This window comes from Pseudomonas sp. B1(2018), assembly GCF_003097365.1.
GTDB lineage: Bacteria > Pseudomonadota > Gammaproteobacteria > Pseudomonadales > Pseudomonadaceae > Aquipseudomonas > Aquipseudomonas laurylsulfatiphila.
Genome location: NZ_PYUK01000007.1, coordinates 287,472 through 304,030 on the forward strand (window position 1 = coordinate 287,472; position 16,559 = coordinate 304,030).

The following is a 16,559-nucleotide window of genomic DNA, read 5'->3' on the forward strand; positions in this document are numbered from 1 at the left end:
CGGTCGACCTTTCAATCTCCTGAACTCGAAGGTGGCTTACATGGCTGAGTCCGATAACTTTTCCTCTACCCATTCCGTGCAGGGGACCTACGCCGACCTGATCCTCACCAACGGACGTATCTACACCCAGGACCCGGCCAACCCGTGGGCCGAGGCCGTGGCTATCCGCGACGGCAAGTTGATCGCAGTCGCCAGCCTCGGCCAGATCGAGATGTTCAAGGGCCCGAACACCCGCGTGCACGACCTGCAAGGCGCATTCTGCATGCCGGGCCTGCACGACATGCACACGCACCCCGACCTCGCGCTGGCGCCGCGCTACGCCGATGACCTCGACGTCGGCATTGAAGACCCTACCCCGGAGCAGTTGCGCGAAAGCATCCTCGCCTACGCCGACAGCCATCCCGGCGACGGCTGGATCTACGGCCAGTACTGGGTACGCTACACCTTCCGCGAGGCTGGCCTGACCCCCGGCCGCGAGTGGCTCGACAGCGTGATGCCGGACCGCCCGGTGGCACTGCTCGACCGCATGTGGGGCACCATGATGGTCAACTCCAAGGCCCTGGAGCTGGCCGGCATCGACCGCCACACGTCCGACCCGCGCAATGGTTATTTCGAGCGTGACGAGCTGACCGGCGAACCCACCGGCCTGATGATCGACGGTGCCTATGCAATGATCCACGCCGCCATGCCACCAACTCCGGTCAGCGTGCTGCGCCGTGCCTACCGCGATGGCGTGCACTTCCAGAGCTCGCGCGGCGTCACGGCGAGCAAATACGTGCACGTCTGCGAACAGCGTTTGCAGGCCCTCAAGGAACTCGACGACAGCGGCGAACTGACGGTGCGCATCGAAGCGGCGATCAGTTGGCAGGACGACATCTTCCCGGTGCGTCGACGCTGGGAGCTGCTGGCCGGCGAACGTCACTACTACCGCAGCGCGCGCCTGAGCGCCAACGCGGTGAAGTTCCACTTCGACGGCACCGTGGAGCCGAAGTCTTCGTACCTGCTGACCCCGTGGCCGCAGGAATCGAGCTGGCGCGGCAAGCTCAACCTGACCCCGGAACACATCACCGACATGGTGGTGGACATGGACCGCAAGGGCATCCGCGTGATCGCCCACTGCACCGGCGACGGCGCCTCCGACGTGTTCCTCGATGCCGTGGCCGAGGCCCGTCGTCGCAACGGTTTCAGCGGTGTTCGCCACCAGTGCGCCCACAGCACCTTGCTGCACCCCGGCAACCTGCCGCGCTTCAAGGAACTGAATGTCATCGCCGAGTTTTCCCCGGCCGCCTGGTATCCGACGCCGTTCGCCAGCGGCGCGCGTTCCGGTTACGGCCAGGAACGCCTCAAGCGCATCTACGACTTCAAAGGCGTGCTCGCCGCCGGTGGCACGGCGGTGATGGGCACCGACTGGCCGGTGGCGTCCATCGACCCGTGGCTGGCGCTGGAAACCATGATCACCCGGCAGAACCCGTGGAACGACGACCCGGCGTGCTTCGGTGACCCGATCAGCCTCGAACAGGCGCTGACCGTGATCACCAGCAACGGCGCCGTGGCCATGGGCCTGGAACACAGCACCGGCAGCCTGCAAGTGGGCAAGTCGGCGGACCTGATCGTCATCGACCGTGACCTGTTCGCTGCACCGGCACGCAACTACATTCACAAGACCCAGGTGCTGCTGACCTTCGTTGAAGGGCAACTGGTCTACGACCGCCACTCAACGCTGGAAACCGTCGGCCTCAAAGCCGTCTGGCAAGGCGAACCACCGGTGCTGGAGGGCAAGGCAGAATGACTTCCCCACGTATCGCTGTGACCGTGGTGTCGGGTTTTCTCGGCGCCGGTAAAACCACACTACTCAACCGTATGGTGCGCCGTGCCGAAGGCAGTCGGCTGGCGGTGATCGTCAACGATTTCGGCGAGCTGAACATCGATGCGGCCATCGTTTCCGAAGTCACCGACGCGGTGTACAGCCTGCAGAACGGCTGCATCTGCTGCACGGTGCAGGAAGACCTGCTGGCGCAACTCGCCAGCCTGGCGCAGCTTGAACCAAGGTTGGAGCGCATCGTCATCGAGTGCAGCGGAGTGTCCGATCCGCAGCGCATCGTGCAGACCCTGGCTTATCCACAGCTGCGCAGCCAGATGCAACTGGATATGGTGATCACGGTGGTCGACGCCACCCGCCATCTGCAACTCGAGGGTGAATACGCGCGCCTGGCTCGGGCGCAGGTGGCCGCTGCCGACCTGCTGTTGCTTAACAAGACCGACCTGGTCGATGAGGCGCAGTTGCAGGCGTTGCGCGATGCACTGGGCGCCAGGACGCGTGTGCATGAAAGTGTGCAAGCCGAGTTGCCCGATGCGTTGTGGCTGGATACCGATCTGGACCTTGAGCCTCGGGCACAGAAACCGCTGACCCGGGTGTCCGATGGCGATCACGGCGAGATGTTCAGCAGCTGGTTGTGGCAGAGCAATGCGGCCCTCGATGCCGAGTGCTTGCGTGGCTGGTTGAGGGCGCTGCCCAGCGATGTATTCCGGGTCAAAGGCCTGGTGCTGCTGACGCCGGGCAGCACGGCGCACTGGCTGCAACATGTCGGCACCCGCAGTCAGTTTCTGCCGGCACTGGATGACGTCCGGGCCGATGCCACACGCCTGGTGTTCATCGCTCGCCGGGGTTTCGATGGCTGGGAGGCCTTGGGGCAAGGGCTGGAAGATTGCACTGTGAAAGAGGTTGCCGGGATATGACATCGACAGAGCAACGTTTGCGTGAAGAGTTGGCGGCCTGCTACCGCCTGATTGCGCACTTTCGCATGACCGATTTGATCTTCACCCACATCTCGGTGCGCATTCCGGGGCCGGAGCATCACTTTCTGATCAACCCTTACGGGCTGATGTTCGACGAAATCACCGCGTCCAACCTGGTGAAAATTGACCTCAACGGCCATGCCGTAGAGCCCTCGCCGTACCCGGTGAATCCGGCCGGCTTCGTGATCCACAGCGCCATCCACGGTGCCCGGGAAGATGCGCAATGCGTGCTGCACACCCACACTAAATCCGGGTGCGCGGTGGCGGCGTTGAAGTGCGGGTTGTTGCCGGTGAACCAGATTTCCATGGAGTTCTACGGCCGCGTCGCTTATCACGATTACGAAGGCGTGGCGCTGGACTTGAGTGAGCAACAACGGCTGGTGGCGGACATGGGTGACAAGCCGGTGATGATGCTGCGCAACCATGGCTTGCTGACGGTGGGCGAGACGGTAGGGCAGGCGTTCATGCGCATGTATTACCTGGAAAAGGCCTGCGAAATCCAGTTGGCCGCGCAAGCGGCCGGTGAAGTTGTTCTGCCGTCGCATGAGGTCTGCGCGCATACCGAGCGGCAGTTCAATGATCCGGGGCGGCCGTTGGAAGACGGTGAGTTGAACGATCCGGATGCCATGCAACTGGCGTGGGCGGCGTTGTTGCGGATGCTGGATCGGGTGGCACCGGGTTATCGCGACTGATCGGAATCTCGGGTTGTTTGTGCCTGCCTCATCGCGAGCAAGCTCGCTCCCACAGGGTTAGTGGGTGTACGCAAAATCTGTGAACACCCGAAAACTCTGTGGGAGCGAGCTTGCTCGCGATGCAGGCGCCGCGGTCTCTCAGGCCTGCCGCGGTGTATTCAGGTTCATCGACCGCACCGCCAGCGCCGACGCTGTCTCTTCATCGATCGGCAACGAAAACCGAAAGGTCGCCCCCCGCCCCGGCACATCGATCAACTGAATTTCGCGCCCATGCAATTGCAGGATGCGATGCACAATCCGCAGCCCCAGCCCGCCATCACGCCGTGCGCCACCGATGTTGAACGGGCGCAGTTGCGGATACTGGATCGTGTGGCGCCGGGGTATCGGGGCTGATCGAAGTTTTCGGTTGTTCTGGCTGGCCTCATCGCTGGCAAGCCAGCTCCCACAGGGTTAGTGGGTGTACGCAAAATCTGTGAACACCCGAAAACCCTGTGGGAGCGAGCTTGCTCGCGATGCAGGCGCCTCGGTCTCTCAGGCCTGCCGCGGTGTATTGAGGTTCATCGACCGCACCGCCAGCGCCGACGCTGTCTCTTCATCGATCGGCAACGAAAACCGAAAGGTCGCCCCCCGCCCCGGTATATCGATCAACTGAATTTCGCGCCCATGCAATTGCAGGATGCGATGCACAATCCGCAGCCCCAGCCCGCCATCACGCCGTGCGCCACCGATGTTGAACGGGCGCAGTTGCGGATACTGGATCGTGTGGCGCCGGGGTATCGGGGCTGATCGAAGTTTTCGGTTGTTCTGGCTGGCCTCATCGCTGGCAAGCCAGCTCCCACAGGGTTAGTGGGTGTACGCAAAATCTGTGAACACCCGAAAACCCTGTGGGAGCGAGCTTGCTCGCGATGCAGGCGCCTCGGTCTCTCAGGCCTGCCGCGGTGTATTGAGGTTCATCGACCGCACCGCCAGCGCCGACGCTGTCTCTTCATCGATCGGCAACGAAAACCGAAAGGTCGCCCCCCGCCCCGGTATATCGATCAACTGAATTTCGCGCCCATGCAATTGCAGGATGCGATGCACAATCCGCAGCCCCAACCCCCCATCACGCCGTGCGCCGCCGATATTGAACGGGCGCAGAAACAAACCTTCGCGCAGTTCCGGGGCGATGCCCGGGCCGGTGTCGCTGACCGTGACCTCGATGAATGACCCTTGCGGGCGCAGGCCCAGTTCGATGTCTCCACCTGGTGGTGTATGGCGCAAGGCATTGTCGAACAGGTTGGTCAGCACCCGTTCGATCAAGCCGAGATCCGCGCAGGCCGCCGAGGCGTTTGGCGCGAACGTGGCCTTGAGTTCGACCTGGCGCGCTTCGGCGGTGAGTTCGAATTTCTGGAAGATGTCCTGGGCCAGGTCGGTCAGGGAAAAGCGCTCCAGCACCGGCTGCACGAAGCCGTGCTCCAGCCGTACCAGTTCCAGCAGCGACTGCGCCAGACCACCGACCTTGCGGCTCTGGTCCAGCGCGATGCCGAGGTAGCGACGGCGGTCGGCAGGGGACAGCGTGGCGTCCTTGAGCGACAGGGTTTCCAGATAGCCGTGCAGCGAGGCCAGCGGCGTGCGCAAGTCGTGGGAGATGTTCGCCACCAGTTCGCGGCGCTCCTGGTCCTGGCGGGTCAACGAACGCCATTGCTCGCCCAGGCGGGCCTGCATCTGCCGGAACGCGGCATCGAGCACGGCGATTTCATCGTGGCTGGCGGCTTTTTCCACCGCGACGGGCAGGGGCGCTGTGACCGGTACGCCATCAATGTCGAACTGGCTCACGGTTTCGGTCAAGCGGCGCAACGGCCGGGTGATCAGGGCAAACGCGGTGAGACCGGCAATCAGGCACAGCAATGCCACCAGGCCGATGGACAGCAGTGCTGTGTTGAGCGCCGCGCTGGTTGCACCGCGTTCGGCCAGGCGGTCGTGATCCTCACCGAGCAGGACCACGTAGAGATAGCCCACCGGTTTGCCATCCACCTTCAGCGGTGCTGCGCTGAACACTTTACGGGCATCGACGCTGCGCGGGTCGTCGCCGGGAATCGGCAGCGGATCGCCCCGCAGCAGGCGCTGGATCGGCGCGAGGTCGACCCGCTCCCGACGGATCCGGCCCTCGGGCGCGGCACTGCCGACAATCTTGCCCTCGGTGTCGAGCAGGTACACCTCGACACTGGGGTTGACCTGCATCAGCTTGCTGAACAAATCGCGCACGGCGTTGGGCATCAGGCCCTGGGTGTCCATCAGCACCGTGTCGCTGGCGATGTGCTGCGCCAGGTCGCGGGACAAGCCTTGCACCACTTCCTGTTCATGCATCTGGTTGGAGCGCACCTGCATCCACGCCGACGTGCCGCAGCACACCAGCAGCAGCACGGCGAACACCAGGGACAGGCGTTGCGTCAGGGTCAGCCTCATGGCTGCGGCTCCTCCCCGGTGGCGAATTTGTAGCCGCGGCCCCAGACCGTGAGGATGCGCACCGGTTGCGCCGGGTCGGCCTCGATCTTGGCGCGCAGGCGGTTGATATGGGTGTTGACCGTGTGCTCGTAGCCTTCGTGGCTGTAGCCCCACACGGCGTTGAGCAGGTCCATGCGCGAAAACACCTTGCCGGGCTGGCGGGCGAAGAAGTACAGCAAGTCGAATTCCCGGGGCGTGAGGTCCAGGCGTCGTCCGTCGAGGGCCACCTCGCGGGTGATCGGGTCGATGGCCAGGCCGTCGGTGAGCAGGCTGCCGGCGTCCATCTTCAGGTTGCGCGCCATGGCATCGACCCGGCGGAGCAGCGCCTTGACCCGGGCCACCAGCTCGAGCATGGAAAAGGGCTTGGCCAGGTAGTCGTCGGCGCCCAGCTCCAGGCCGAGAATCCGGTGCACTTCGCTGGAGCGCGCGCTGGTGATGATGATTGGCGTGTAGCGCGCCATGGCCCGGGCGCGGCGGCAGATTTCCAGGCCGTCGACACCGGGCAGCATCAGGTCGAGGACCAGTGCGTCCCAGTTGCCTTGCTGCAGCAGGCGCATGCCTTCATCGCCATCGGCGCTGTGCACCACCTCGAACTGCTCATCGCGAAGATGCAGGCAGATCAGGTCGGCGATGTGCTGGTCGTCCTCGACCACGAGGACGCGTTTGGTCTGTTCCATCCAGGTCAATCCTTCAGCGCATTGTGCGTAGTGCCACTCACTGTAGGAGCTGCCGCAGGCTGCGATCTTGTTTTTAAAGATCAAAAGATCGCAGCCTGCGGCAGCTCCTACAGTGAAGCCAGTGAAGTCAGTGAAGCCAGTTAAGGGCATACCCATTGTGCGGGTTTTTCGGGGCCCGAGTTATCACGAATTGTTTAACTTCCCGTGAGGATTTGGCGATCACCCAAAGCCTAGGCTGTGTTGCATGAAACACCCCTGGAATTTTGGAGGCGAGCATGTTTTCACGACGGCAATTTCTTCTGGCGGGCGGCGGGTTGGGCGTTGCAGCCCTGGCGATCGGCCTGTTGCCGAAGTTTTCCACAGGCTCGGCCTTGATCAGTGAGGCCAGCGCGGCCGAGGAGTTCGAAGTGACCCACAGCGACAGCGAATGGCACGCGATCCTCAGTGACGAGCAGTACGACATCCTGCGCGAGGAGGGCACCGAACGGGCCTACAGCAGCCCGCTGAACAACGAGCACCGCGACGGTACTTTCGCCTGTGCCGGTTGCGACCTGCCGCTGTTTTCCTCGGCCACCAAGTTCGACAGCCGCACCGGTTGGCCGAGTTTCTGGGCTCCGCTGGACGAGGCCGTGGCCACCCGGCAGGACCGTGCGTTCGGCATGGTCCGCGAGGAGGTGCACTGCCGGCGCTGTGGCGGGCATCTGGGCCATGTCTTCGATGACGGCCCGAAACCCACCGGCCTGCGCTACTGCATGAACGGCCTGGCGCTGAAATTCGTGCCGAAGACGGTGTGATTCCCTTCCACTCACTTTTTGCAGGTAAACGCCATGTGGCTGCTGGTCCTCGCTTATCTCGGTGGTGTGCTGACGATTGTCAGCCCGTGCATTCTGCCGGTGTTGCCGTTTGTCTTCGCCCGCACCGGGCAACCCTTCGTCAAAAGCGGATTGCCGCTGCTGGTCGGGATGGCGCTGACCTTCGCGCTGGTTGCCACATTGGCCGCGGTGGGCGGTGGCTGGGTGGTGCAGCTCAATCAGTACGGGCGCTGGCTGGCACTGGTGTTCGTGGCGTTGTTCGGCCTGACGTTGTTGCTGCCGCAGTTGGCCGAGCGCCTGACCCGGCCGCTGGTGGCGGCGGGCAGTCGTTTGTCGGAAGCGGCGGGCGCCGATGCGCGGCCACGTCCTGGTGCCTCGTTCCTGATAGGCGTGGCAACCGGCCTGTTGTGGGCGCCCTGCGCCGGGCCGATCCTGGGCCTGCTGCTGACGGGTGCGGCGCTGCAAGGCGCGAGCATCCAGACCACCTTTTTGCTGTTGGCTTATGCCGCGGGTGCTGCCACCTCCCTCGCGCTGGCGTTGCTGTTGGGCGGCAAGGTTTTCACGGCGATGAAACGCTCGATTGGCGCAGGCGAATGGGTTCGTCGTGGCTTGGGCGGCGCAATGCTGGCCGGTGTGGCGGCGATTGGCCTGGGCCTGGATACGGGGATTCTGGCGCGGTTTTCCACGGCGTCTACCGGTGGTATCGAGCAAGCGCTGGTGGAGAAACTGTCCGGCAAGTTACCGCGTAACAGCGGGGCGATGATGGCGCAGAACTCGACTACCGGCGGCGCGGTGCAAGTGGCCGAGAAATCCCCGGGCACCTTGCCGGTCGAAGGCAGCCTGCCGCCACTGGAGGGCGCCGTGCAATGGCTCAACTCGCCACCCCTCGATGCCCAGGCCTTGAAAGGCAAGGTGGTGCTGGTGGATTTCTGGACCTACTCCTGCATCAACTGCCTGCGCTCGCTGCCTTATGTGAAAGCCTGGGCCGAGAAGTATCGCGATCAGGGCCTGGTGGTGATCGGTGTGCATGCGCCGGAGTTTGCCTTCGAGCGTGACGTCAACAACGTCACCAAAGCCATGAAGGACCTGGGCATCCACTACCCGGTGGCCATCGACAACGAGTTCAAGATCTGGCGTGCCTTCAACAATGAGTACTGGCCGGCGCATTACTTTGCCGACGCTCAGGGCCGTATTCGTTATCACCACTTCGGTGAAGGCGAGTACGCCGAGTCGGAGCGGGTCATCCAGCAACTGCTGCGTGAGGCGGGTGGCAAGGTGTCGGACGGGCTGATCGAGGCCAAGGCCGATGGCGTGCAAATGGCGCCGGACAGCAGCGAAGTGCAGTCGCCGGAAACCTATGTCGGCTACCAGCGTGCCGAGCATTTCGTGCCGCCAACCGCGCTGGTGCCGGACAAGGTCGCCACCTACAACCCGCCTGCACAACTGGCGCTCAACGACTGGAGCCTGAGCGGTCAGTGGCATGTCGGCTCCGAGCGAGCCACTGCCAGCGCAACGGACAGCCGCATCGTCTACCGCTTCCACGCCCGTGACTTGCATCTGGTGCTGGGCCCCGGTGCCGATGGCAAACCGGTGCGCTTCAAGGTGCTGATCGACGGCAAGACACCGGGTGACGACCACGGTATGGACGTGGCGCCCGATGGCAGCGGCACCGTGACCGAGCAGCGTTTGTATCAACTGGTGCGCCAGAGCGGTGGTGTGCAAGACCGGACCTTCAGCATCGAGTTTCTTGATCCGGGCGCATCGGCCTACGCCTTTACCTTCGGCTGATTGCCCTTGTTTTTTTCAGGAGTCCATTTCATGAAAACCCTGTTCACCTGGCGCCGTACATTGTTGGGGCTGGCCGCTGCCGGCATCATCAGCCAATGCTCGGCCTTCTCCTTCGGTGGTGCCGAAGAGGCGGTGCTCATTCCACCGCCGGCCCTCGACGAAACCACCCAGGCCCGCAGCGAAACCGCGGTGTTCGCCGGCGGCTGCTTCTGGGGTGTCCAAGGGGTGTTCCAGCATGTCAAAGGCGTGAAAAACGCCGTCTCCGGTTACGCGGGCGGGGCGGCCGATACCGCGCAATACGAGCGCGTCAGCGACGGCAATACCGGCCATGCGGAGTCGGTCGAAGTCACTTTCGATCCCGCTCAGGTCAGCTACGGCACCTTGCTGCAAATCTACTTCTCGGTGGCGCACAACCCGACCGAACTCAATCGCCAGGGACCGGACACCGGCACCCAGTATCGTTCGGCGATCTTTACCAGGAGCAGCGAACAGCAACGAGTCGCCCAGGCCTACATCGCCCAGCTCGACGCCGCCAAGTCGTTCAACAAACCGATCGTGACCCGGCTGGAAAGCTACAACGGCTTCTACCCGGCGGAGGAGGAACATCAGGATTTTCTCACCGAACATCCGACCTATCCCTACATCGTGATCAACGATCTACCGAAAGTGGCGCAGCTCAAGCAGCTGTACCCGGATCGCTATCAGGAGCAACCGGTGTTGGTGAAGGCGGGGAGGTAAGGGGTTATCCCGAGATCACGTTCTTGCCGGCGATTTTCGAGCGGTACAGCGCCTGATCGGCCCGTGCCATCAGGCCAGTCTGCTGTTCTTCTTCAAAGCGCTGGACCACGCCGAAACTCATGGTCACCTGAAAGTCTCCCACGGGCAGCAAGTCCGCAAGGCCGTGGCGGATCTTCTCGGCGAGGCTCCGGGCTTCGGCCAACGGGGTGTTGGGCAGCGTCATGATGAACTCGTCGCCGCCCCAACGGGCCAGCAGGTCGCCCTCGCGCACGAAGCGTTTGACGTTCTCGACCACATGCACCAGCGCGGCATCGCCCAAGGCATGGCCGTAGTGATCGTTGATGGTCTTGAAGTCGTCGATGTCCATGGCGATCAAGGACAGGGGTTCGCGAAAGCGCTGGGCGCGGTCGCAGGCCTGGGGCAGGACCTGTTCGAGTCGATAGCGATTGGCAACGGCGGTCAGCGCATCGGTTTGCGCCAGCTTGCGGTTTTCTTCGAGCTGCAGCTGCAATTGATGATTGACCCGTGACAACTCCTGAGTGCGTTCTTCGATCAACGCTTCGAGGGAGTGATTGCGTCGTTCGAGCGCCTCGAACAGTCGGCGCTTGTCTTCAATGCTGCGATGCGCACCAATCATCCGCGCTACCGAACCATCGGCATTGCGCGCCAGGATGTGGCCGCGGTCTTCTATCCACAGGTAGCTGCCGTCCTGCATGCGGCAGCGATATTCGGCCTGATAACCGCAGGCACGCTGACTCAGGTAGTCGTCAAACAGGGCCATGACGCGTGGGTAGTCATCGGGATGGATGACGTTTTCCCAAGTCAGCACGTTGTTGTCCAGAGTATGAGGCGTATAGCCGAGCATCTCGTACCAGCGTGCCGTGCGGTAGACGAAACCGGTGTTGGCGTTCCAGTCCCAAATGCCGTCGCTGACCAGCTCGAGAATGGTGTGCAGCATGCCGTCGCTCATGTCTTCGACATTGAACTTCAACGGTTCGATATTCGATGCTTCGCCCATCTGAGCTCTCCTTGCCAGTGACTCGCCTGTCAGCAGATTAGTGCATGGCCTGTTCGGCCGACTAGTGCTTGCCCCACATCTGTACGGCGAATTCGACGAAGCGTCGCAGTTTCGGCAAACGGTGGCGATCCTGGGCATAGACCAGGTGCATCGGCCGGCGGGGCGGGCAGTAATCGGGCATCAGGGCCAACAGCTTTCCGTCCTTGAGGTCCTGCTCGACCAGGGCGTCGGGCATCATCACGATGCCCATGCCGGTCCGCGCCGCCTGATGTAATCCGGCCGAACTGTTGATCAGCATCGGCCCGCCGACCCCCACGCTGACTTCGCCCTCGGGGCCGGCCAGGCGCCATTCCTTTTGCACCGATTGCCAGTCATCCCCGGCCGGGTAGGCAAAGGACAGGCAATCGTGGTGTCGCAGGTCTTCAGGCGTTTGCGGTGTGCCGCGACGGGCCAGATAGTCCGGGGATGCGCACATGGTCAGGGTGTAGTCGATCAGCGGGCGGGCGATCAGGTTGGAGGGCTCCAGCGCGCCGAGGCGAAAGGCTACGTCCAGGCCGTTTTCCAGCAGATCCGGGCGCCTGTTGGTCAATACCACGTCAAGTTTCACCCGCGGGTTTTGCCGGCTGAACTCACTCAGTGCCGGCGCCAGGCGTTCGGTGCCGAAGGTCAGGGGAGCGGTGATGCGCAGCGTCCCGCTCGGTTCGTCGAGGGCCTGCTCGGCCAGACGCTCGGAATCGGCCACCAGCCCCAGCACTTCCAGGCAACGCTGGTAATACGCGACGCCGAACTCGGTCAGCCGCTGACGCCGCGTCGTGCGATTGAGCAGGCGTACACCCAGCCGCTGCTCCAGGGCCTTGAGGTGGTTGCCGACCATGGTCGTGGACATATCGCACTGCAAAGCGGCGGCGGTCATGCTGCCGGTCTCCACCACTTTCACGTAGACGCTCATTGCCTGGAACAGATCCATTATCAAGCCCAGCTTTTAAATGATTGAAGTTTTACAGCGTTTATCCAGCTCAGGTGGCTAACCATACTGCAAAAACACCGACCCTTGCTGGAGCTTGACGTCATGACCGCCGCCTGCCTGATGAGCACTTACCAACCCCTGGCCCTGAGCTTCAACAAGGGCCTGGGCACTCGCCTGTGGGATCAGGCCGGGCGCGAATACCTGGATGCGGTCGCCGGTGTGGCGGTGACCAACGTCGGCCACTCCCACCCGAAAATCGTCGCCGCCATCACCGAACAGGCCGGGTTGCTGCTGCACACGTCGAACCTCTACAGCATCGACTGGCAACAACGGCTGGCGCAGAAACTGACGCGGCTGGCGGGCATGGACCGGGCGTTTTTCAACAACTCCGGGGCCGAAGCCAACGAAACCGCACTGAAAATCGCCCGGCTGCACGGCTGGCACAAAGGTATCGAACAGCCGCTGGTGGTGGTCATGGAGAACGCGTTCCATGGCCGCACCCTCGGCACCTTGTCGGCCAGCGATGGCCCGGCGGTACGCCTGGGTTTCAACAAGCTGCCGGGGGATTTCGTCAAAGTACCGTTCGGCGACCTCGACGCACTGGACAAGGTGCAACAAGCCCATGGCTCGCGGATCGTGGCGGTGCTGATGGAGCCGATCCAGGGCGAAAGCGGTGTGCAACTGGCGCCACCGGGCTATCTCAAGGCCGTGCGCGAACTGTGCAACCGGCGCTCATGGCTGTTGATGCTCGATGAAATCCAGACCGGTATCGGCCGCACCGGCCAGTGGTTCGCCTTCCAGCACGAAGGCATCGTTCCGGACGTCATGACCCTGGCCAAAGGCCTGGGCAACGGCGTGCCCATCGGCGCTTGCCTGGCCCGTGGCAAGGCGGCCGAACTGTTCACGCCGGGCAGCCACGGCAGCACCTTCGGCGGTAATCCATTAGCCTGCCGGGTCGGTTGCACCGTACTGGATATCGTTGAAGAACAAGGGCTGCTGGAAAACGCACGGCTCCAGGGCGCGCGCCTGCTCGACAGATTGCGCACCGAGTTGGCGGGCAACCCGAACGTCATGGCGATCCGTGGTCAGGGGCTGATGATCGGCATCGAACTCAAGCAACCGATCCGTGACCTGAGCCTGATCGCTGCGCGGGATCATGGCTTGCTGATCAACGTCACGCGGGGCAAAACCATTCGCCTGCTACCGCCGCTGACGATTGATGGGCGGGAGGTGGAGATGATTGTCAGAGGGGTGAGTGGTGTGGTGAAAGAGAGCTGAAGTTCTGCTCAGTAATGGTACCTGCACATCACGACGCGTATTTCGCCGTCTTCAACGGCGTAGACCAGACGATGTTCAGCCGTAATCCGGCGTGACCAGAATCCGCTCAAGTTATGCTTGAGCGCTTCGGGTTTTCCCAGACCGTCGAAGGGCTCGCGCTGGATAGCCTTGATCAACAGGTTGATACGTTTGAGCCCAGCCTTATCGTTCTGCTGGAACCAGAGATAATCGTCCCAGGCTTCCGGGGTGAACTCGATATTCATTCTTCAATCAGTTGCCTGGTTTTGGTTTTGCCGGCTCGCAGGTTACCGATTGATTTGATCAGGCGCTCAGCGTTAGCGGGGGAGCGCAGCAGATAGGCAGTCTCTTCGAGAGCGTTGTATTCGGCCAATGACATCATCACTACCGGCTCGCCTTTCTGACGGGTTACCAGTAGCGGGGCGCGATCTTCATTCACCCGGTCCATGGTTTGCGCCAGGTGTGCCCGAGCGTTGGTGTAGTTGATGGTTTCCATGTGATTGTCCTCGCTTGATGCAAAGACCGTACAGAAATGAGTACATGTTAGCAAGGCGATACCTACGAGTGGTTGTTACGCAGACAGTGCATTCACGTCAGTATCGAGTATCGCCGAATGTTCCTCAGGACGTTTCCGTGACAGATGTAATCCCATTCTGAGCTACATGCCATCCATTGGGTTTGTGTCCGACCGCAGCTACGCAATCCTACAGGTGATGAATCAGCGCTACGATTTCCTTTCGATCCGCCAATCGGATTTTCTCGCCGCAGAACCCATCGAAAAGGCGCTGGTGTGCAGCAAATCCACTTGAGTCATCTCGCTTGCGGTAGCTGCCAGCCCACTCCAGCAATGCCACCAACCGTTCGTCATCCTGTGTTTCCCGCTGGCGAATGTTGGCGACGCATTCCTTGTCGCCGATGCTCAGCCAGATCAACGCTGTGGCGCGATGGAGGATTTCGCTGGCGATCCAGCCGTAAACTCCTTCGATTACCCAGCGCTGCTCGTCGGCTGCGATCCGTGCCATGGCCAATGCTTCGGCGCGGGGGCGGGGGATGCTGTGTTCGTCGGACAGCCAGTGAATTTTATCCAGATCGATCCATGGCACTTGCAGGTGGCCGGTCAGTCGTTCGGCCAGCCAGCTCTTGCCGGAGCCGGAGTTGCCGATGATCAGGGTGCGGGTGAGGTTCATGCCGAGTTGCCTCTACCTATGTGCCTGACGAGGATCACTGTGGGAGCGAGCTTGCTCGCGATGACGGACTCAAAGCCAACATCGATGTCGACTGATACGCCGCCATCGCGAGCAAGCTCGCTCCCACAGGGGTTATACCTTTAGTACTCACCCTCCGGCGCAACCATTCGTGTCTTTGGTGAGCCATTGGCGTTGTGTTGAAAAATGTCCTGCGGCTGACCCTTTTCATTAAAGAACACCTGCCCGATCCCCGCCGAGTTCCACAGCCGCTCTCCAGCTTCGGCGTGTTCCGGGACATGCGGCACGATGCGCATGCGTCGACGTTTGGTCAGCCAGTTCAGCGGCGAGCGTGGTGAGTACAGCCAGCGGTTGAGGCGGTCGAACCATTCGAGCAGGGTGGCCGGGAATTCGTTCTTGATGCCGCTGCTGGTGATCTGCCAGATGCGTGGCCCGGCCTTGCGATGGCGGATCAGCACTTCGTAGACGAAGGAGTAGTGCACATCGCCCGACAGCACCACGTAGTTACCCGGCGTGCGCGAGTGGCGGAATATGTTCAGGATCACTTGGGCCGCGCCGCGGTGGGCCATCCAGTTTTCCGCGTCCACCAGCAGTGGATAACCGCACCAGCTGAAGACTCGCTGCACGGTTTCAATCAGTTTGACGCCGAAGATCGGCGCCGGTGAAACGATGATCGCGCTCGGGTGGTCCAGCAGTTCCTGTTGCAGTTCGCTCAGGGCTTCCCAGTCGAGCAGGCCGGAAGGCTGCTTGAGGTTCATTTCGCTGCGCCAGCGCCGGGTGCGGGTGTCGATCACGACCATGGCCGGGGTGGTCGGCAGCACGTAATGCCAGTGCTGGAATTTCAGCAGGTCATCGATCAGGTCGTCCTGAACCCTGCTGTCGAGGTGGCGCTCCTGTGTGCTGCTGCTCAACGCCCCGGCCTTGTGCAGCAGGGCAGCGAAGGCGTCCGGGTTGTTGCCCCAGCCCTGGCACAGCATGTACGCCAGCAGTGCGTTGCCGATGATGCGCCGGGAGAACGGATGGCCGTACGCCGTTTCCTCCCATTGGGCGGACAGGTTCCAGTCATCGGTGATGTCGTGGTCGTCGAAAATCATCAGCGTCGGCAGATGCGCCAGTGCCCGGGCGACGTTGCCAAGGCCGGCCGTGAAGGCATCGATGCGCGTCTGTTCAAGGGCGTAGCGCTGGAGCCGCTCCGGTGTCAGCGTCGGTACCTGGGGGGCGATCAGAGCCCAGGGCACGGGCGACCAGACCAGCAAGTACATGGCCATGACTTCGGCGAAGGTCACCAGGTGATTGTCGGCACTGCTGCTGGTGAAGATCGGCTTGCGTGCGCCACCGAAGAAACGCTCGCGCAGGGTTTCATTGCTTTGCAGCGCCGGCAGCAGGTCCGCACGGTGGTAGTAACTGGCCGGATGCTCGTAGAGCCTGGCGCTGTCGCTGACCACGGCGCCTTCGAGGTGTTCGCCGAACAGGCCCAGGCGCTCGATCAAGGCGTGAATCGCCCGCAGCATTGGCCCTGCGACATCGTCGGCGTAGACCTGATCGCCGGTCATCATCAGCAGTGCCGGGCGGTCCCTGGCTGCATGTTCCTGCGCCAGCAAGCGGTCGACGCAGAGCAAGCCGTCTGCCGCCGGGTGGTGAGGCTTGCGGCAGGAACCGTGCAGCAACTGATCGACCCGTGCGCGCAGGACGAAGTTCGGGCAAGGGGCATCGCCGTACAGCAGGTGCGGCGCCCAGTCAGCGATGCCGTGTTCTGCACCGTCGATCAGCAGGTCGTAGTCGATCGACTCGTCGCAGGGCAGGGCGCCATCGAGTGGCACGTCGATCATGTGCACAAAGGCATGAGCCCCTACGGCAATCACCGTGCATTGCCCGCTGTCGAGGCGGATGTCACCGACGCCCTGCAGGCGCAAGGTCAACGCCAGCGCCCGGGAACCCACCAGCCACAGCACCAGCCGCGTGGGCTCGAGGCGCCGCAGCAGCGGGCCTGCCAGGACCGGCGGCAGGGCTGGGTGATCATCGGGCAGTGGCAGTGTTTCGGACATCCGGGTTCAAGGCTCCTGGGGCATCGAGGCGGGCGATGATA

General features: G+C 62.6%; 15 protein-coding genes and 2 pseudogenes. 7 read left to right on the plus strand and 10 right to left on the minus strand.

Features of this window, described 5'->3' with window-relative positions; translation table 11 throughout:
- The first annotated feature begins 40 nt into the window (after window positions 1-40).
- The 3 genes from C9422_RS13900 to C9422_RS13910 are packed head-to-tail and all read left to right on the plus strand — an operon-like array spanning window position 41 to window position 3,488.
- Window positions 41-1,789: an amidohydrolase gene (locus C9422_RS13900; RefSeq protein WP_116581036.1), complete on the plus strand. Its 1,749-nt coding sequence runs from the start codon at window positions 41-43 to the stop codon at window positions 1,787-1,789.
- Window positions 1,786-2,736, plus strand: coding sequence for a GTP-binding protein (locus tag C9422_RS13905; RefSeq protein WP_116581037.1), 951 nt, complete (start codon window positions 1,786-1,788; stop codon window positions 2,734-2,736). The genes C9422_RS13900 and C9422_RS13905 overlap by 4 nt, the downstream gene beginning before the upstream one ends.
- On the plus strand, window positions 2,733-3,488 hold the full coding sequence (locus tag C9422_RS13910) for a class II aldolase/adducin family protein (RefSeq protein WP_116581038.1): 756 nt from the start codon (window positions 2,733-2,735) through the stop codon (window positions 3,486-3,488). Before C9422_RS13905 ends, C9422_RS13910 begins: the two co-directional genes overlap by 4 nt.
- A 138-nt stretch (window positions 3,489-3,626) precedes the next feature.
- Here C9422_RS13910 and C9422_RS13915 read toward each other — a convergent pair.
- The 4 genes and pseudogenes from C9422_RS13915 to C9422_RS13930 all read right to left on the minus strand — a co-directional run.
- A pseudogene (locus tag C9422_RS13915) lies at window positions 3,627-3,839 on the minus strand (ATP-binding protein); the annotation flags it as partial.
- Between the two features lie 180 nt (window positions 3,840-4,019).
- Window positions 4,020-4,232: pseudogene (locus tag C9422_RS13920) on the minus strand (ATP-binding protein); the annotation flags it as partial.
- A gap of 180 nt (window positions 4,233-4,412) precedes the next feature.
- Window positions 4,413-5,933 (minus strand): HAMP domain-containing sensor histidine kinase, encoded by a 1,521-nt coding sequence (locus C9422_RS13925; protein ID WP_116581039.1) that lies wholly within the window; start codon window positions 5,931-5,933, stop codon window positions 4,413-4,415.
- The gene (locus C9422_RS13930) at window positions 5,930-6,649 is read right to left on the minus strand and encodes a response regulator transcription factor (protein ID WP_116581040.1); all 720 of its coding nucleotides are present in this window, start codon (window positions 6,647-6,649) and stop codon (window positions 5,930-5,932) included. Before C9422_RS13930 ends, C9422_RS13925 begins: the two co-directional genes overlap by 4 nt.
- A 275-nt stretch (window positions 6,650-6,924) precedes the next feature.
- On the opposite strand from C9422_RS13930, the gene msrB reads away from it, so the two are divergent.
- From msrB to msrA, 3 genes are read left to right on the plus strand one after another with little or no spacing between them, the layout of a single operon-like run.
- Complete coding sequence (gene msrB, locus C9422_RS13935) at window positions 6,925-7,443, plus strand: peptide-methionine (R)-S-oxide reductase MsrB (protein WP_116581041.1); 519 nt, start codon at window positions 6,925-6,927, stop codon at window positions 7,441-7,443.
- Window positions 7,444-7,476: 33 nt separating this feature from the next.
- Window positions 7,477-9,249, plus strand: a complete 1,773-nt coding sequence (locus tag C9422_RS13940; protein WP_116581042.1) for a cytochrome c biogenesis protein DipZ — start codon at window positions 7,477-7,479, stop codon at window positions 9,247-9,249.
- Between the two features lie 30 nt (window positions 9,250-9,279).
- The gene (gene msrA, locus C9422_RS13945) at window positions 9,280-9,987 is read left to right on the plus strand and encodes a peptide-methionine (S)-S-oxide reductase MsrA (RefSeq protein WP_116581043.1); all 708 of its coding nucleotides are present in this window, start codon (window positions 9,280-9,282) and stop codon (window positions 9,985-9,987) included.
- A 4-nt stretch (window positions 9,988-9,991) separates the two neighbouring features.
- On the opposite strand, the gene C9422_RS13950 is transcribed toward msrA, so the two are convergent.
- Window positions 9,992-11,005 (minus strand): sensor domain-containing diguanylate cyclase, encoded by a 1,014-nt coding sequence (locus C9422_RS13950; protein ID WP_116581044.1) that lies wholly within the window; start codon window positions 11,003-11,005, stop codon window positions 9,992-9,994.
- Window positions 11,006-11,066: 61 nt separating this feature from the next.
- Entirely contained in the window at window positions 11,067-11,972 is a 906-nt protein-coding gene (locus C9422_RS13955; RefSeq protein WP_116581045.1) for a LysR family transcriptional regulator, read from the minus strand.
- A 102-nt stretch (window positions 11,973-12,074) separates the two neighbouring features.
- Between C9422_RS13955 and C9422_RS13960 the strand changes: the two genes are divergently transcribed.
- A complete protein-coding gene (locus tag C9422_RS13960; protein WP_116581046.1) occupies window positions 12,075-13,250 on the plus strand; it encodes an aspartate aminotransferase family protein in 1,176 nt (391 codons plus the stop codon).
- 8 nt (window positions 13,251-13,258) lie between these two features.
- On the opposite strand, the gene C9422_RS13965 is transcribed toward C9422_RS13960, so the two are convergent.
- From C9422_RS13965 to C9422_RS13980, 4 genes are all read right to left on the minus strand, one after another.
- Complete coding sequence (locus C9422_RS13965; protein WP_116581047.1) at window positions 13,259-13,513, minus strand: Txe/YoeB family addiction module toxin; 255 nt, start codon at window positions 13,511-13,513, stop codon at window positions 13,259-13,261.
- Window positions 13,510-13,764, minus strand: coding sequence for a type II toxin-antitoxin system prevent-host-death family antitoxin (locus C9422_RS13970; RefSeq protein ID WP_056728535.1), 255 nt, complete (start codon window positions 13,762-13,764; stop codon window positions 13,510-13,512). The genes C9422_RS13965 and C9422_RS13970 overlap by 4 nt, the downstream gene beginning before the upstream one ends.
- Window positions 13,765-13,972: 208 nt before the next feature.
- Entirely contained in the window at window positions 13,973-14,455 is a 483-nt protein-coding gene (locus C9422_RS13975; protein WP_116581048.1) for an adenylate kinase, read from the minus strand.
- Between the two features lie 140 nt (window positions 14,456-14,595).
- Window positions 14,596-16,518 (minus strand): alkaline phosphatase D family protein, encoded by a 1,923-nt coding sequence (locus C9422_RS13980; RefSeq protein ID WP_116581049.1) that lies wholly within the window; start codon window positions 16,516-16,518, stop codon window positions 14,596-14,598.
- Window positions 16,519-16,559 lie beyond the last annotated feature (41 nt).

Bases quoted from the DNA above. Each gene is read 5' to 3' on its own strand.
- msrB (WP_116581041.1), top strand. From the start codon at position 6,925: ATGTTTTCACGACGGCAATTTCTTCTGGCGGGCGGCGGGTTGGGCGTT.
- C9422_RS13900 (WP_116581036.1), top strand. From the start codon at position 41: ATGGCTGAGTCCGATAACTTTTCCTCTACCCATTCCGTGCAGGGGACC.
- C9422_RS13950 (WP_116581044.1), bottom strand. From the start codon at position 11,005: ATGGGCGAAGCATCGAATATCGAACCGTTGAAGTTCAATGTCGAAGAC.
- msrA (WP_116581043.1), top strand. From the start codon at position 9,280: ATGAAAACCCTGTTCACCTGGCGCCGTACATTGTTGGGGCTGGCCGCT.
- C9422_RS13965 (WP_116581047.1), bottom strand. From the start codon at position 13,513: ATGAATATCGAGTTCACCCCGGAAGCCTGGGACGATTATCTCTGGTTC.
- C9422_RS13930 (WP_116581040.1), bottom strand. From the start codon at position 6,649: ATGGAACAGACCAAACGCGTCCTCGTGGTCGAGGACGACCAGCACATC.
- C9422_RS13910 (WP_116581038.1), top strand. From the start codon at position 2,733: ATGACATCGACAGAGCAACGTTTGCGTGAAGAGTTGGCGGCCTGCTAC.
- C9422_RS13905 (WP_116581037.1), top strand. From the start codon at position 1,786: ATGACTTCCCCACGTATCGCTGTGACCGTGGTGTCGGGTTTTCTCGGC.
- C9422_RS13980 (WP_116581049.1), bottom strand. From the start codon at position 16,518: ATGTCCGAAACACTGCCACTGCCCGATGATCACCCAGCCCTGCCGCCG.
- C9422_RS13970 (WP_056728535.1), bottom strand. From the start codon at position 13,764: ATGGAAACCATCAACTACACCAACGCTCGGGCACACCTGGCGCAAACC.
- C9422_RS13960 (WP_116581046.1), top strand. From the start codon at position 12,075: ATGACCGCCGCCTGCCTGATGAGCACTTACCAACCCCTGGCCCTGAGC.
- C9422_RS13925 (WP_116581039.1), bottom strand. From the start codon at position 5,933: ATGAGGCTGACCCTGACGCAACGCCTGTCCCTGGTGTTCGCCGTGCTG.
- C9422_RS13940 (WP_116581042.1), top strand. From the start codon at position 7,477: ATGTGGCTGCTGGTCCTCGCTTATCTCGGTGGTGTGCTGACGATTGTC.
- C9422_RS13955 (WP_116581045.1), bottom strand. From the start codon at position 11,972: ATGGATCTGTTCCAGGCAATGAGCGTCTACGTGAAAGTGGTGGAGACC.
- C9422_RS13975 (WP_116581048.1), bottom strand. From the start codon at position 14,455: ATGAACCTCACCCGCACCCTGATCATCGGCAACTCCGGCTCCGGCAAG.